The 13,558-nt window shown below is 63.9% G+C and carries 13 protein-coding genes; 8 read left to right on the plus strand and 5 right to left on the minus strand.

The annotated features are described in order from the left end of the window. Nucleotide 1 precedes the first annotated feature (1 nt). Nucleotides 2-721, minus strand: coding sequence for a transcriptional regulator NanR (gene nanR, locus C41B8_RS10260; protein ID WP_037337480.1), 720 nt, complete (start codon nt 719-721; stop codon nt 2-4). A 304-nt stretch (nt 722-1,025) separates the two neighbouring features. On the opposite strand from nanR, the gene C41B8_RS10265 reads away from it, so the two are divergent. The 5 genes from C41B8_RS10265 (at nt 1,026) to C41B8_RS10285 (ending at nt 6,655) form a co-directional block, all read left to right on the plus strand. Next, nucleotides 1,026-2,120: a sugar ABC transporter substrate-binding protein gene (locus C41B8_RS10265; RefSeq protein WP_051883366.1), complete on the plus strand. Its 1,095-nt coding sequence runs from the start codon at nt 1,026-1,028 to the stop codon at nt 2,118-2,120. Between the two features lie 84 nt (nt 2,121-2,204). Beyond that, nucleotides 2,205-3,791, plus strand: coding sequence for a sugar ABC transporter ATP-binding protein (locus C41B8_RS10270; RefSeq protein WP_051883367.1), 1,587 nt, complete (start codon nt 2,205-2,207; stop codon nt 3,789-3,791). Then, nucleotides 3,788-4,747, plus strand: coding sequence for an ABC transporter permease (locus C41B8_RS10275; protein ID WP_051883368.1), 960 nt, complete (start codon nt 3,788-3,790; stop codon nt 4,745-4,747). Before C41B8_RS10270 ends, C41B8_RS10275 begins: the two co-directional genes overlap by 4 nt. Nucleotides 4,748-4,749: 2 nt before the next feature. Continuing rightward, entirely contained in the window at nt 4,750-5,724 is a 975-nt protein-coding gene (locus C41B8_RS10280) for an ABC transporter permease (RefSeq protein ID WP_037337483.1), read from the plus strand. Nucleotides 5,725-5,746: 22 nt separating this feature from the next. Then, complete coding sequence (locus C41B8_RS10285) at nt 5,747-6,655, plus strand: SMP-30/gluconolactonase/LRE family protein (RefSeq protein WP_037337486.1); 909 nt, start codon at nt 5,747-5,749, stop codon at nt 6,653-6,655. A gap of 11 nt (nt 6,656-6,666) precedes the next feature. Here C41B8_RS10285 and C41B8_RS10290 read toward each other — a convergent pair whose 3' ends face one another. From C41B8_RS10290 to gatC, 4 genes are all read right to left on the minus strand, one after another. Next, nucleotides 6,667-7,080 carry a secondary thiamine-phosphate synthase enzyme YjbQ gene (locus C41B8_RS10290; RefSeq protein ID WP_037337489.1) on the minus strand — a complete coding sequence of 138 codons (414 nt, stop codon included), beginning with the start codon at nt 7,078-7,080 and terminating at the stop codon, nt 6,667-6,669. A 257-nt stretch (nt 7,081-7,337) separates the two neighbouring features. Beyond that, the gene (gatB, locus tag C41B8_RS10295) at nt 7,338-8,795 is read right to left on the minus strand and encodes an Asp-tRNA(Asn)/Glu-tRNA(Gln) amidotransferase subunit GatB (RefSeq protein ID WP_037337491.1); all 1,458 of its coding nucleotides are present in this window, start codon (nt 8,793-8,795) and stop codon (nt 7,338-7,340) included. A 25-nt stretch (nt 8,796-8,820) separates the two neighbouring features. Then, entirely contained in the window at nt 8,821-10,263 is a 1,443-nt protein-coding gene (gatA, locus tag C41B8_RS10300) for an Asp-tRNA(Asn)/Glu-tRNA(Gln) amidotransferase subunit GatA (protein WP_037337493.1), read from the minus strand. Continuing rightward, nucleotides 10,263-10,550, minus strand: a complete 288-nt coding sequence (gatC, locus tag C41B8_RS10305; protein WP_037337562.1) for an Asp-tRNA(Asn)/Glu-tRNA(Gln) amidotransferase subunit GatC — start codon at nt 10,548-10,550, stop codon at nt 10,263-10,265. Before gatC ends, gatA begins: the two co-directional genes overlap by 1 nt. 277 nt (nt 10,551-10,827) lie before the next feature. On the opposite strand from gatC, the gene C41B8_RS10310 reads away from it, so the two are divergent. The 3 genes from C41B8_RS10310 (at nt 10,828) to mreD (ending at nt 13,505) form a co-directional block, all read left to right on the plus strand. Further along, nucleotides 10,828-11,868: a rod shape-determining protein gene (locus tag C41B8_RS10310; protein WP_037337496.1), complete on the plus strand. Its 1,041-nt coding sequence runs from the start codon at nt 10,828-10,830 to the stop codon at nt 11,866-11,868. A 207-nt stretch (nt 11,869-12,075) separates the two neighbouring features. Continuing rightward, a complete protein-coding gene (gene mreC, locus C41B8_RS10315) occupies nt 12,076-13,023 on the plus strand; it encodes a rod shape-determining protein MreC (protein ID WP_084188807.1) in 948 nt (315 codons plus the stop codon). Beyond that, nucleotides 13,020-13,505 (plus strand): rod shape-determining protein MreD, encoded by a 486-nt coding sequence (gene mreD, locus C41B8_RS10320; RefSeq protein ID WP_051883369.1) that lies wholly within the window; start codon nt 13,020-13,022, stop codon nt 13,503-13,505. The genes mreC and mreD overlap by 4 nt, the downstream gene beginning before the upstream one ends. The last annotated feature ends 53 nt before the right edge of the window (nt 13,506-13,558 follow it).

A 13,558-nucleotide genomic window follows, 5' to 3' on the forward strand; every position in this document is an offset into this window, starting at 1 on the left:
ATTAGTAATCGCGGCTACCGGCCCGCATACGACGATAGACGCCGTAGTGCTGGTCGAGATGTTCGCGCATGGCGAGATCGGCGTCTTCCGGCTCGCCGCGCTCGATAGCCTGAAAAATCCGTTCGTGCGCCGCCAGCGCGATACGATCCTGCCCCGGTTGTTCGAGCGCCACCGCACGGCGATCGTCGAGCCACTGGGCCATGGCATCGTGTACGGCGGTATAAACCGGATTGCCCGGAATCGCCGCGATCACGCGATGAAACGCAATATCGGTACGCTTGAACTCGGCTTCGTCACCAACCGCTGCCGCATTGGCTGCCAGCGCCGCGTGGAGCGCTTCGACATCTTCCGCGCGAGCCTGCCCTGCCGCTTGGCGGGCCATGGCGGTTTCGAAAACAGCGCGGGCCTCCTGGAAATGATGCTGACCGGCCACGCTCGACAACAAATGCCCCATCACGCCGGATAGCCCTTCGAGCACGACGGCGGGCGTTGGCCGGATTACCTGGGCACGCGACCCACTGGCCAGCGCGACCAACCCCATTTTTTCGAGCGCGAAAAGTGCCTCGCGAATCGTGGGACGACCGACGCCGAACTGCGCCATGAGCGCGCGCTCCGACGGCAGGCGATCCCCCGGCTTGAAGTGCTCGGAGACGATATCGTGCTCGAGCTGGCGGGTGACCTGGTCGGAAAGTTTCGTGCGTTCGATCTGGTATCGGGCCATGGCATTCGCTTCGAAGAACGCATCCGGGATGCGTCGTACGGTTTCGGGACAAAGGGCACCAGCTCCCACGCTGGCTGATGCGCAGCACCCGTCGACAAGTCGACACTCTGCCGCCAGTTGCATCGTGCAACAAGCCGGGCCTAAACGAGCGGTCTAAGACCAAAGCGTATGTTGCTCATAGAGAGCCCCGCTGTTAGACATAACACGACTGGTATAACAGGCTGACAGGCTGGAGTGAACTCCGGGCTCGACGTTATGCCGGCACCACCACAACAAAGACTCGGCATCTCGGAGGAGACACGATATGAAACGAAGGGACCTTCTCGTACAGGCCGCCGGCGGCCTCGGTTCGGCCATGCTGCTCGGCGCGCTGCCGTCGATGGCCTGGGCCGACAACTCGGCCTGCTACAAGGCCTGGAGCGGCAGCACCAAGATGTTCTCCTGGCCGCATACCAAAAAGCCGCCGTATCGAATCGCGCTCAGCAATTCGTACATCGGCAACGAATGGCGCGCCGAGATGGCGACCATCGCGAAGATGTACGCCAACCGTCCGGAGGTCAAAAAGCTGATCAAGGACTTCAAGATTTCCAGCGCCGGCAATGACGTCAACGCCCAGATCGCGCAGATCAACCAGATGATCCTGTCCGGCGTGGACGCCATCGTGCTCGACGCCGCCAGCCCGACCGGATTGAATTCGACCATCGAACGAGCCGCGAACGCCGGCGTGCTTGTGGTGTCCTTCGACAACGTCGTGACCACCGACAAGGCGATCACGATCAACCAGGACCAGTTCGACATGGGCAAGCGCTGGGCCGATTTCGTGATCAAGCACACCGGCGGCAAGGGCCATGTGTTGGTGGTCCGCGGCGTGGCCGGCACCTTCGTCGACCAGCAGCGCTACAAGGGCGGCAAGTCGGTATTCGACAAACACCCCGACATCAAGACTACCGAGGTCTACGGCAACTGGGATAACGGCACGGCCCAGAAAGTCACGGCCAATGCCATTGCCTCGGGCGCCAAGTTCGACGCGGTGTGGAGCGAAGGCGGCGACAGCGGCGTGGTCAACGCATTCAAGCAGCACGGGCTCAAGATGCCGCCGATCGCCGGCGAGGCCGAGAACGGCTTCCGCCTCGCAGCCGCCAAGGACGGCTTCCCGATGATGTCGATCGGCCAGTCGGCCGGTCTGGTCGCGCTCTCGATGAAGGTCGCGCTCAGCGTATTGCAGGGCGAGAAGGTGCCCCAGTCGATCCAGTCGCCGCTGAATATCGTGACCAACGACAACCTCGAAAAAGGGAAGAATTACTTCACCGGCGTGCCGGACAGTTTCTTCGACGGGGTGAGCGTGCCCGATTGCGGTCTGCACTTCGACGCCAAACAGGTCTACCACGGCATCGACTGATCCGGCGACCGTCCGTACGACGGGCGGGTGCCGACAAGCACCCGCCCTTCGAGGCCTTTTGTGTAACCGACTATGAGCCCTCCCATGGCCGATTCATCCGAATCCGGCGCGTTCAACGATGCGCCGGCCCTCGAAGCGAGCGGCATCGCCAAACACTTCGCCGGCACCATCGCCCTCGACGACGCCGATTTCAGTTGTCGTCGCGGCGAGGTCCACGTGCTCCTCGGCGCCAACGGCGCGGGTAAGAGCACCCTGGTCAAGATTCTCTGCGGCGTGCAGCCGCCGGACGCGGGTACGATTCGCTTGGCGGGCGAGCCAGTCAAGCTCGAGAATCCGATCCGGGCCGCCGAACTCGGCGTGGCCGCCGTATTTCAGGAGCTGTCCCTGGCGCCGCATCTGACGGTGGCCGAGAACATCATGCTCGCGCACGAACCGACCGGGCCGCTCGGCCAGATCCGCGGTCGCGAACTCCGCCGCCGGGTAACCGAGCTGTTCGAGCAGATCGGCATCGATCACATCAAACCGAACACGCTAACCGGGCGGCTGACGCTGGCCGATCAGCAGCTCGTCGAGATCGCCAAGGCACTCTCCCACGACCCGAAGACGCTGATCGTCGACGAAGGCACGTCGGCGCTCGGCCAGGAAGAGGTCCGGCGGCTGTTCGATCTGCTGGGCCGGCTGCGTGAGCGCGGCACGGCCATCATCTTCATTTCGCACCGCATGGCCGAAGTCCGCGAAATCGCCGACCGGCTGACGGTGTTCCGCAATGGCACCAACGTCGGTACGGTCGACGCTGCGGACATGGACGAGAGTCATCTCGTCGAACTGATGCTCGGTGAACGCATCGAGCAATCGTTTCCCGAGCGCGCGCCGCGACCGACCGATAACGACATTCTGCTCGACGTAGACCATCTGAGCGCAGGCGAGCTGTTGCATGACATCAGTTTTCAGCTGCGGCGTGGTGAAGTCCTGGGTATCGCCGGCCTCGAGGGCCAGGGCCAGGGGGATCTGCTGCTGGCGTTGTTCGGCATGGTCCGTCGCCTGTCCGGCGACGTTCGTGTTGCCGGCAAGCCCGTGAATCTGGGCTCGCCCTGGAAGGCGATCCGGGCCGGATTCGCGCTCATTCCGGAAGACCGGAAAACGCAGGGTCTGCTCCAGCCCCAGTCGCTGCGCGAGAACATCGCGCTTGCCAGCCTGAAGAACCTGAGCCGCGGCGGGCTGATTGACCGCGCGCGCGAACGCCGTACCGCCGACGAAGGCATGAAGCGCATGGAGATCAAGGCGGCGAGCATGGAAACGCCGGTCGCCGCGCTGTCCGGCGGTAACCAGCAGAAGGTGGTCATTGCCAAGTGGCTGGAGACCGGCGGCGATATCTTTCTGTTTTACGACCCCACCCGCGGCGTCGACGTGGGCACCAAGCGTGCCTTCTACGAACTGATCGGCGAACTCGCGCGGGCCGGCAAGGCGGTGATGCTCTACAGCACCGAACTGTCCGAACTGGTCGGCGTTTGTCATCGCGTGCTGGTCATGAACGACCGCCGCATCGCCGAAACCCTCGAGGATACGGACATTACGGAAAACGCCATCCTCGCCGCCTCGCTGGGCGTGCGCGAGCGTGCCGGCGCCGACGCCGAGCCGGCCGCCACTCGGAACATCGGAGCCGCCTCGTGATCATCGAACGCTATTACAGTTCCCTGACCGCCGTCATCGGCCTCGTGCTGCTGGCGATCCTATTCGCCTACATCCAGCCGATGATTCTCTCGCCGTTCGGCGTCACCATGTCGGCCAACCAGGGCACCACGCTGGCGCTGGCCGCCCTCGCGCAGCTCGTAGTGGTGCTGACGGGCGGCGTGGATCTGTCGGTCGGTGCGATGGTCGGCCTGACCAATGCGATCGCGGCCACTTATATGGGTACCCACCCGGCGATCGCCACCCTGGTGATCATCGGCACCCTGTTCGCCGGCACCCTGGCCGGATTCGTCAACGGGCTGATCGTGGCCTACGGGCGTATTCAGCCGATCATCGTCACGCTGGCCACGCTCTATATCTATACCGGCATCGGCCTGGTCGTGCGTCCACAGCCAGGCGGGAGCGTGCCCAGCGGGTTCGCCAACGCGCTGACCGGCTCCTGGGGCTATCTGCCGTACGGGCTGATCTTTCTGCTCGTGGTGGTCGGTGTCGCCTGGGTGCCCCTGATGCGTTCGCGGCTCGGCCGGGCGATCAAGGCGGTCGGCGATAACCGCAACGGCGCGCGTGTGTCCGGCATCTCGGTCGCCCGGACCGAGCTCTGGGCCTATACCGCCGGCGGTTTCTTTGCGGCCTGCGCCGGCATCTTCCTGACCGCCCAGACGACCTCCGGCGATCCGACCATCGGCACCAGCTATACGCTGAACTCGGTGGCCGCCGTGGTATTCGGCGGCGCGGTGCTCGGCGGCGGGCGAGGCGTGGCGCTCGGCCCGATCTGCGGCGCCTATTTCCTGTCGCTGCTGATCAGCGTGTTGTTCGCCAGCGGCGTATCGCCCTTCTATCAGAACCTGCTGCAGGGCGCGATTCTCGTGATCGTGCTGGCCGCCGCCAACGTCTGGCGGCTGCGCACGCGGCACTGGCTCAACGTGATGTCCAACTAGATATGAACAACGTATCCGAATCCAAACGTGCGGTGGCACTACCGTCCTGGCTGCTCCAGGGCGTGACCATCTCCTATATCCTGCTGGTCGTGCTGTTCGCGCTCGCCGCAGCGATCAATCCGCACTACGCCTCGTGGGACAATATCCGCAATCTGCTACAGATCGGCGCTTTCATCGGCGTGATCGCGGTCGGCCAGACGCTGGTCATCATCACCGGCCAGATCGATCTGTCGGTGCCGTGGAATCTGACCTTCTCGGCGATCCTGATGGCGACCCTGATCAGCCATGGAACCAGCACGCCGGTCGCCATCGCCGCCGCGCTGGCCTCGGGCACGCTGGTGGGCATGTTCAATTCGATCGGCACGGCGATATTCCGTATCCATTCGCTGGTCTGGACGCTGGGCACCAATGCGCTGATGCAGGGCGCGACGCTGGTCTATACCCATGCGCAACCGCCCAAGGTCGATGTGCCTCCGTTCATCCGGGCGCTGGGCGCCGGCAATCTTTGGGGTATTCCGGTGCCGCTCATGGTGTGGATCGTGGCTGCGATATTCGCGCTGGTGATCCTCCATCAGACGCGCTTCGGCCGTTATCTGTATGCCATCGGTAACAACGAATCGGCCCTGTTCCTGTCCGGCGTGGACAGTCGCAAGGTCTATCTCGGCGCCTATGCGATCTCCGGCTTCTGTGCCGCGCTTGCCGGCATCATGCTCACCGGCTATTCGTCGCAGACCTATCTCGGCATGGGTAGCGACTATCTGCTGGTGCCGGTGGCCGCGGTGATCATCGGCGGGACCAATATCATGGGCGGGTCCGGCGGCTATCTGGGTTCGATTTCCGGCGCGATGATCGTCGTGCTGCTGCAGTCGGTCCTCTCGACCGTCCAGATCCAGGAAGCGGGGAAGAACATCATCTTCGGCTCGATCATCATCGTGCTGTTGCTGCTATACGGTCGCGAGAAACTCAGCACCCACTGATCCAAACCGAGGGAGTCGCGCGATGAGCGACACGATCGAATATCTCGATCCGCGTTTCTACGATCTGACGCAGCCGAATGCGCATCTGGAACAACTGCATACCGGCTCGCTATGGTGCGAGGGACCGGTTTATATCGCCGATGCGGACGTCGTGCTCTGGAGCGATATTCCCAACGACCGCATCCTGCGCTGGACGCCGGCCGGCGACGTCGGCGTGTTCCGCCAGCCCAGCCGGCACGCCAACGGCCATACCCGCGATCGACAGGGCCGACTGATCAGCTGCGAGCACGGCGGCCGGCAGGTCACCCGGACCGAGCACGACGGTCGCGTCACGGTACTGGCCGACCGCTATAACGGCGGTCGGCTGAATTCGCCCAACGACGTGGTCGTGGCCTCGGACGACAGCGTCTGGTTCACCGACCCGCCCTACGGCATCCTGAGCGACTACGAAGGCCACAAGGCCGAATCGGAACAGGCCGGTTGTTTCGTGTTTCGTCTCGACCCGCATTCTGGCGAGCTGACGGTCGTCGCCGACGATTTCGTGCGACCTAACGGGCTGGCGTTCTCACCGGACGAACGAACGCTGTATATCTCCGACACCGCCCGCTCGCACGATCCGAACGGTCATCATCATATCCGGGCCTTCGATGTCGTCGACGGTGGCCGGCTGGAGAATTCGCGCGTCTTCGCCGTGGTCGAGCCCGGCGTGTCCGATGGCTTTCGCGTGGATACCGACGGCAATATCTGGACCAGCGCGGGCGACGGCGTCCAGTGCTTCGCGCCCGAGGGCACGCTGCTCGGCAAGATCCACGTACCCGAGGCCGTCTCCAATCTCACCTTCGGCGGGCCGCGGCGAAATCGCTTGTTTATCACCGCCAGTAGCTCGCTGTACGCGATCTACGTGGCCCAGACCGGCGTCCAATGGCCCTAGCTTGAAACGCGCTAACTGGCCGAGGTGAGCGTCACCACGACCTGACGCGTATGCCGCGAACTGCGGTGTTCGTAGAGATAAATACCCTGCCAGGTGCCGAGATTCAGTCGGCCGTCGGTGATCGGTACGGTCACGTCCATGCCGGTGAGGATCGAACGGATATGGCCGGGCATGTCGTCCGGGCCTTCCATGGTATGCACATACATCGGATCGCCGTCCGGCACCGTGCGGCTCATCCAGGTCTCGACGTCCTCACGCACGGTCGGATCCGCGTTCTCGCAGATCATCAGACTGGCCGAGGTGTGCTTGATGAACACATGCGCCAGCCCGGTCTCGATGCCGGCATCGCGCACCACGGCATCGATATCGCGCGTGATGTCCCGGGTCGAACGGCCGGGCGTGTCGTAGGTCAGCGTCTGTTGCATGGCTTCAAGGGACTCCAGAATACTGCACTACAGGCTAACGCGCTCGGCAAATCCTGTGTGCCGGATCGACTCTCTTATCTCCCGCGCAGAAAATGTCGCTGGAAAGTGCAATTTCCGTAAGACAAGTCCGCAAATGAACGCTAAAAACGCAAATGAAGTCATAATTTTTAGATATGAACTTTCGTTCACCGAACCGCTTCGTTCAATGTTTTATTTGCGCTCATTCGCGTTCATTTGCGGACTGCAAACAGACCGTCCTAAGCCATCGCGTTGAGCTTCTCGACCATCATCTGGTTGACTTCCTTGGGATTGGCCTTGCCCTTGGAGGCTTTCATCACCTGGCCGACGAGGAAGCCGACGACCTTGGTCTTGCCGTCCAGATACTGCTGGACCTGATCCGGGTTGTTGGCGATCGCCTCGTCGACGAACGACTCGATCGCGCCGCTGTCGGTGATCTGCTTCAGCCCCTTGGCTTCGATGATCGCATCGGCGGATTCGCCCTCGCCGGCCACCAGGGCGTCGAAGACCTGCTTGGCGATCTTGCCGGAGATGGTGTTGTCGTCGACCCGCGCAATCAATCCGCCGAGCTGGGCGGCGCTGACCGGCGCCTCGCCAATCGACAGCCCGTCGCGGTTGAGCACGCCGGCCAGTTCGGTATTGATCCAGTTCGAGGCCGGCTTGCCGAGTTTGGCCTTGTCGGCCCCGGCTGCGGCCACGGTCGCCTCGAAATAATCGGCCCAGACGCGCGACGCGGTGAGTGCTGCGGCATCGGCCGTGGACAGGCCGTATTCGGCCTCGAACCGCTCTGCCTTGGCGCCGGGCAATTCCGGCAGCTCGGCGCGTGCCGCTTCGATGAACGCCGCGTCGATCGCCACCGGCAGCAGATCCGGATCGGGGAAGTAGCGATAGTCGTGGGCTTCTTCCTTGCTCCGCATCGAACGGGTTTCGCCCGTCGTGGGATCGAACAGGCGGGTTTCCTGCACGATCTTGCCGCCGCCCTCGATCACGTCGATCTGGCGCTCGATCTCGTACTCGATCGCTTTTTCCAGGAACCGAAACGAGTTGACGTTCTTGGTCTCGGTGCGGGTGCCGAACTCGGCCGAGCCGACCGGGCGCACGGAGACGTTGGCATCCACGCGAAACGAGCCTTCCTGCATGTTGCCGTCGCAGATGCCGAGATAGGTCACCAGCGAGTGCAGCTTGCGGGCATAGGCCGCCGCCTCGGCCGCGCTGGAGATCTCCGGCTCCGAGACACACTCCACCAGCGGCGTGCCGGCACGGTTGAGATCGATGCCGGTAGCGCGATCGAACACGTCGTGCAACGACTTGCCGGCGTCTTCTTCCAGATGCGCGCGGGTAATACCGATGCGCTTGGTCGCGCCCTCGCCCACGGTGATATCCAGATGGCCGTTGGCCACGATCGGCAGCTCGAACTGGCTGATCTGGTAGCCCTTGGGCAGATCGGGATAGAAATAATGCTTGCGCGCGAACACGGATCGCGGCGCGATATCGGCATTGATGGCCAGGCCGAACAGGGTCGCCATGCGAATCACCTGTTCGTTGATCACCGGCAGCACGCCCGGCATGGCCACGTCGACCGCGTTGGCCTGGGTGTTCGGCTCGGCCCCGTAGGCCGTCGGCGCGGAAGAGAAAATCTTGCTCTGTGTCGCGAGCTGGATATGCACTTCCAGCCCGATCACGGCTTCCCAGTTCATGGCGTATTCCTCGGCTGGGCCAGCTTTATTCAAAGCCCGGCGGACGGCGGGTATGCCAGTCCGTGGCTTGCTGATAGCTATGGGCGGCGTTGAGCAGACGGCCTTCCTCGAACCACGGCGCGATCAGCTGCAGCCCCACCGGCAGACCATCCACGAAGCCGGCCGGTACCGACATGCCCGGCACCCCGGCCAGGCTGGCCGGCAGCGTGTAGACATCGTTGAGATACATCGCGACCGGATCGTCGGCTTTTTCGCCGATCGGGAACGCCGGCGCCTGCGTGACCGGCGCGGCGATCAGATCCACTTTCGCGAAAGCGTCGTGGAAGTCGCCCGCGATCAGGCGGCGCGTCTTCTGGGCCTTCAGGTAGTAGGCATCGTAATAGCCGGCCGAGAGCACATAGGCGCCCATCATGATGCGGCGCTGAACCTCGGGCCCAAAGCCCTCGGCGCGCGAACGGGTATACAGATCGTCCAGATCGACCGGGTCGGCACAGCGATAGCCATAGCGCACGCCGTCGAAGCGCGCCAGATTGGACGAAGCCTCGGCCGGCGCGATCACGTAGTAGGTCGAGACCGCCAGATCGGTATGCGGCATGTCGATTTCGACGACATTCGCGCCCAGTGCCTTCATCTGGTCGATCGCCGCATCGATCACCTCGCGGCTGCCCGCTTCCAGCCCCTCGGCGAAGTATTCGCGCGGCAAGCCGATGGTCAGACCCGAGATATCGCCGGTCAGCTGGCTGGCATAGTCCGGCACGTCGCGTTCGACGCTGGTGGAGTCGCGCTCGTCGAAGCCGGCCATGGCCGTGAGCACATGCGCACAATCCTCGGCCGAGCGCGCGAAGCAGCCGCCCTGGTCGAGGCTGGAGGCAAACGCGATCATGCCGTAGCGCGATACCCGGCCGTAAGTCGGCTTGATGCCGGTCACGCCGCAGAACGCCGCCGGCTGGCGGATCGAGCCACCGGTATCGGTCCCGGTCGCCGCCGGCGCCAGGCCCGCGGCCACCGCCGCCGCCGAGCCACCCGAAGAGCCGCCCGGCACGAAGTCCAGGTTCCAGGGGTTTTTCACCGCCCCGTAGAAACTGTTCTCGTTGGATGAGCCCATGGCGAACTCGTCCATGTTCGCCTTGCCCAGCGTCACGGTACCGGCGGCGTGCAGGCGCTCGACCACGGTCGCGTTGTAAGGCGCGATGAAGTTGTCGAGCATGCGCGACGCACAGCTCGTCTTCACGCCCTTGGTACAGAAGATGTCCTTGTGGATGATCGGCAGCCCGGCCAGCGCGCCGTCGGCACGCGCATCGAGTGCGGCCGCGCGTTCGCGGGCAGCCGCGTCGGTGCGTGTGATCAGCGCGTTGAGCGTATCGGCGTGGGTATCGATCCGGTCGAGATAGGCCGCGGTAATATCCGCCGCGCTGAACTCGCCGGCCGCGCGCGCGGCGATCAACTCGGCAATGGAACGCTCGTGCATCATTCGATCACCTTCGGCACGCGATACAGGCCTTCGGCGGTATCCGGCGCGATCGCCTGGAACGCCTCGCGATCGACCGTGGCCTGAGCCACGTCGGGGCGCAGACGCGCCGTCAGATCCAGCGGATGCGACATCGGTTCCACGTTGTCGGTATCGGCGGTTTCCAGATGATCGACCACGTCCAGAATACTGGACAACTGGGTCGCATATTCGGCGATGGCGCCTTCGTCCAGCCCCAGTCGGGCCAGGCGGGCGACCTTGCGCACGTCATCGGCGGTCAGACTCACGGTGGTGATCTCGTGTTTTGGATTCGAACACACGGGCGCCATACCCGCGCGGCGGCAGAACGTAGCATAAAAGATGCCACGATCGTGCGCCCCCGGTTGACGGCATTCGACAAGTCGAGCGTTGCCGCGCTCGCCCCCCGTTGCTAGCATTGCGCACCTTTAAAGGGGCCTTCGTCTCATGCGCGCTCGAACCGCGCATCGAAGGCAGTTCGCGTCGACGCCCGTCGATAGCCGGTGCGCCCCACGCGCGTCATATTTGCTGTGCTCGGTGAGCTTCATGCTGGAAAACTTTCGCGGCCTGTTCGTCAACGATCTTTCGATCGATCTCGGTACGGCCAACACGCTGGTTTATGCGCGCGATCAAGGCATTGTGCTCAATGAACCGTCCGTCGTCGCGGTGCGCACGGATGCGCGCGGCGGCAAGCGCATCGAAGCCGTGGGCTCCGATGCCAAGCGCATGCTCGGGCGCACACCGGCGCATATCAGCACGATCCGCCCGCTCAAGGATGGGGTGATTGCGGATTTCACGGTCACCGAGAAGATGCTCCAGCACTTCATCCGCAAGGTGCACCACAAACGCTTCCTGCGCCCGATGACCCGCGTGCTGGTGTGCGTGCCTTACGGCTCGACCCAGGTCGAACGCCGCGCGATCCGTGAATCGGCCTCCAACGCCGGCGCGCGCCGTGTTTATCTGGTCGAGGAGCCGGTGGCGGCTGCGATCGGCGCCGGCATCCCGATCGGCGAAGCGCGCGGCTCGATGGTGCTCGATATCGGCGGCGGCACCTCGGAAGTCGCGGTGATCTCGCTCAACGGCATCGTCTATGCCGAATCGGTGCGCACCGGCGGCGACAAACTCGACGAGGCGATCGTCAACTACGTCCGCCGGCAGTACAACATGCTGATCGGCGAGACCACCGCGGAATCGATCAAGCACCAGATCGGCACTGCCTTCCCCGGCCACGAGATCAAGGAGATCGAGGTCGTCGGCCGGCATATGTCCGCCGGCGTGCCGCGCTCGTTCACGCTCAATTCCAACGAAGTGCTGGATGCGCTGCAGGAGCCGCTGTCCAACATCGTCTCCGCGGTCAAGCTGGCGCTCGAATCCACCCCACCGGAACTGGGCTCGGACGTCGCCGAACGCGGCATCGTGCTCACCGGCGGCGGCGCGCTACTGGCCGATCTCGACAAACTGCTGTCCGAAGAAACCGGCCTGCCGGTGATCGTCGCCGACGATCCGCTCACCTGCGTGGCGCGCGGCGGCGGCATTCTGCTGGAAATGATCGATCGCAAGTCCGGCGCGCTGTTCGCCCTGGAATAGGCGACGTTGCAAGGCCCGTGCCGCGAGCCTAACTTGATGCGACGATCGGGGTGACCGGTCGTCTCGATATTCGCTCCTCTGGGACGCCCGTCTTCACTCGATGAGCCCACTGTTACGCGTTGCTGCCCTGTTTGATCGCCCCGTCCGCGCTATCGCGCGCCGGACCGGGGACGCTCGGCGCCGGCCTGTGCACGCGGGACGGCGCTAGTGCTCGGACTATCGGACGACGACAAACCCCGCTTTCTCGGCCGACGGATTGCGCCCGGGCTGAAACTCGTGGCGCTGGCGATCATTTCGATCGTGCTGATGATGGTGGACAACGCCCACGACAGCCTGTCCACGGTCCGTGGTGCCCTCGCGGTCGCACTCGAACCGGTGCAAATGGCCGCCGAAATGCCGGGCGATGCCGCCAATTACCTCAAGAATTATTTCGACCGCGGCAACCTCATCCAGGAAAACGAGCAGCTGTCGCAGAAGGTATTGCTGCTTCAGGGCCGCTTGCAGCAGCTGGCCGCGCTCCAGGCCGAGAACGAACGTATCCGCGCGCTACTGGCCTCGGCCAGCTCGATTAACCAGAACGTGCTGATCGCGCGTATCCTCGCGGTCAGCCCGGACCCTTATCGCCAGTACGTCAAGCTCAACAAGGGCAGCTCCGACGGCGTCTTCGTCGGCCAGGCCCTGATCGACGCCCACGGCATCATGGGTCAGGTCACCAACGTCACACCGCTGGACTCGCGCGCGATTCTGATCAGCGATCCGAACAACGGGATTCCGGTCGAGGTCAATCGTACGGGACTACAGACCATCGCCCAAGGGACCGGCCGCTCGAACGCGCTCACGCTGCCCTTTCTGCCCAACAACGCCGATATCAAGGTTGGCGATCTGCTGGTGTCGTCGGGGCTTGGCGGGCGCTACCCGCCGAATTACCCGGTGGCGCGCGTCACGAAGGTGGTGCATCGGCCGGGCGAAGAGTTCCTGGACGTCACCGCCAAGCCGACCGCGGATCTCGACCGCGGCCGCGAGGCGCTGCTCGTATGGAACAGCAACAGCAACGATGATCCGCCGGCGCCGGACAATGCCGGCAAGTCCGGGCAACCGCCGGCCGCTGCGAAGGACGACGCGAGCGGCGCCAGCGACAACAAGGCCGCGCAATGATCATCAGCCAGCGCGTCAGCAGCCTGCTGATCGTGGTCACGCTGGCGGTGTCGCTGGTGATTACGCTATTGCCCATGCCCGCCACCATGTCCGCAGCCCGGCCCGCGTTCTATACCATGACGGTGCTGTTCTGGACCGCCAATCAGCCCCAGCGATTCGGGCCGATCGCGGCCTGGCTGGCCGGCATCGCCATCGATGTTCTGTACGGTACGCCGTTCGCCGAGCATGGTTTGGCCATGGCCGTCGCCGCCTATGTTGTGGTCAAGGGCCGAGAGCTGCTGTGGAGCTTTCCGCTGATCCAGCAGAGCCTGTTGATGCTGCCCGTATTCGCGGTTTATGAGTTCATGCTGTTCTGGATCGACGGGGTCGCCGGGCTGGACGTTAACCAGTGGTGGCGCTGGCTTCCGGTATTCTCGTCGGCACTGCTCTGGCCGATCTGGGCGTTCTTGCTGGAACGGATCGCCGAATTAGAGGTCGGATAGTCGACAAGGGGTTACATCAGAACCGACGCAGGCACGCAGTGGATCGTGCCACG

This window comes from Salinisphaera hydrothermalis C41B8, from assembly GCF_000732535.1.
GTDB lineage: Bacteria > Pseudomonadota > Gammaproteobacteria > Nevskiales > Salinisphaeraceae > Salinisphaera > Salinisphaera hydrothermalis.

Excerpts from the sequence above, each read along its gene's own strand:
- nanR (WP_037337480.1), bottom strand. The coding sequence starts at position 721 with ATGGCCCGATACCAGATCGAACGCACGAAACTTTCCGACCAGGTCACC.
- C41B8_RS10265 (WP_051883366.1), top strand. The coding sequence starts at position 1,026 with ATGAAACGAAGGGACCTTCTCGTACAGGCCGCCGGCGGCCTCGGTTCG.
- C41B8_RS10270 (WP_051883367.1), top strand. The coding sequence starts at position 2,205 with ATGGCCGATTCATCCGAATCCGGCGCGTTCAACGATGCGCCGGCCCTC.
- C41B8_RS10280 (WP_037337483.1), top strand. The coding sequence starts at position 4,750 with ATGAACAACGTATCCGAATCCAAACGTGCGGTGGCACTACCGTCCTGG.
- C41B8_RS10285 (WP_037337486.1), top strand. The coding sequence starts at position 5,747 with ATGAGCGACACGATCGAATATCTCGATCCGCGTTTCTACGATCTGACG.
- C41B8_RS10290 (WP_037337489.1), bottom strand. The coding sequence starts at position 7,080 with ATGCAACAGACGCTGACCTACGACACGCCCGGCCGTTCGACCCGGGAC.
- gatB (WP_037337491.1), bottom strand. The coding sequence starts at position 8,795 with ATGAACTGGGAAGCCGTGATCGGGCTGGAAGTGCATATCCAGCTCGCG.
- gatA (WP_037337493.1), bottom strand. The coding sequence starts at position 10,263 with ATGCACGAGCGTTCCATTGCCGAGTTGATCGCCGCGCGCGCGGCCGGC.
- C41B8_RS10310 (WP_037337496.1), top strand. The coding sequence starts at position 10,828 with ATGCTGGAAAACTTTCGCGGCCTGTTCGTCAACGATCTTTCGATCGAT.
- mreD (WP_051883369.1), top strand. The coding sequence starts at position 13,020 with ATGATCATCAGCCAGCGCGTCAGCAGCCTGCTGATCGTGGTCACGCTG.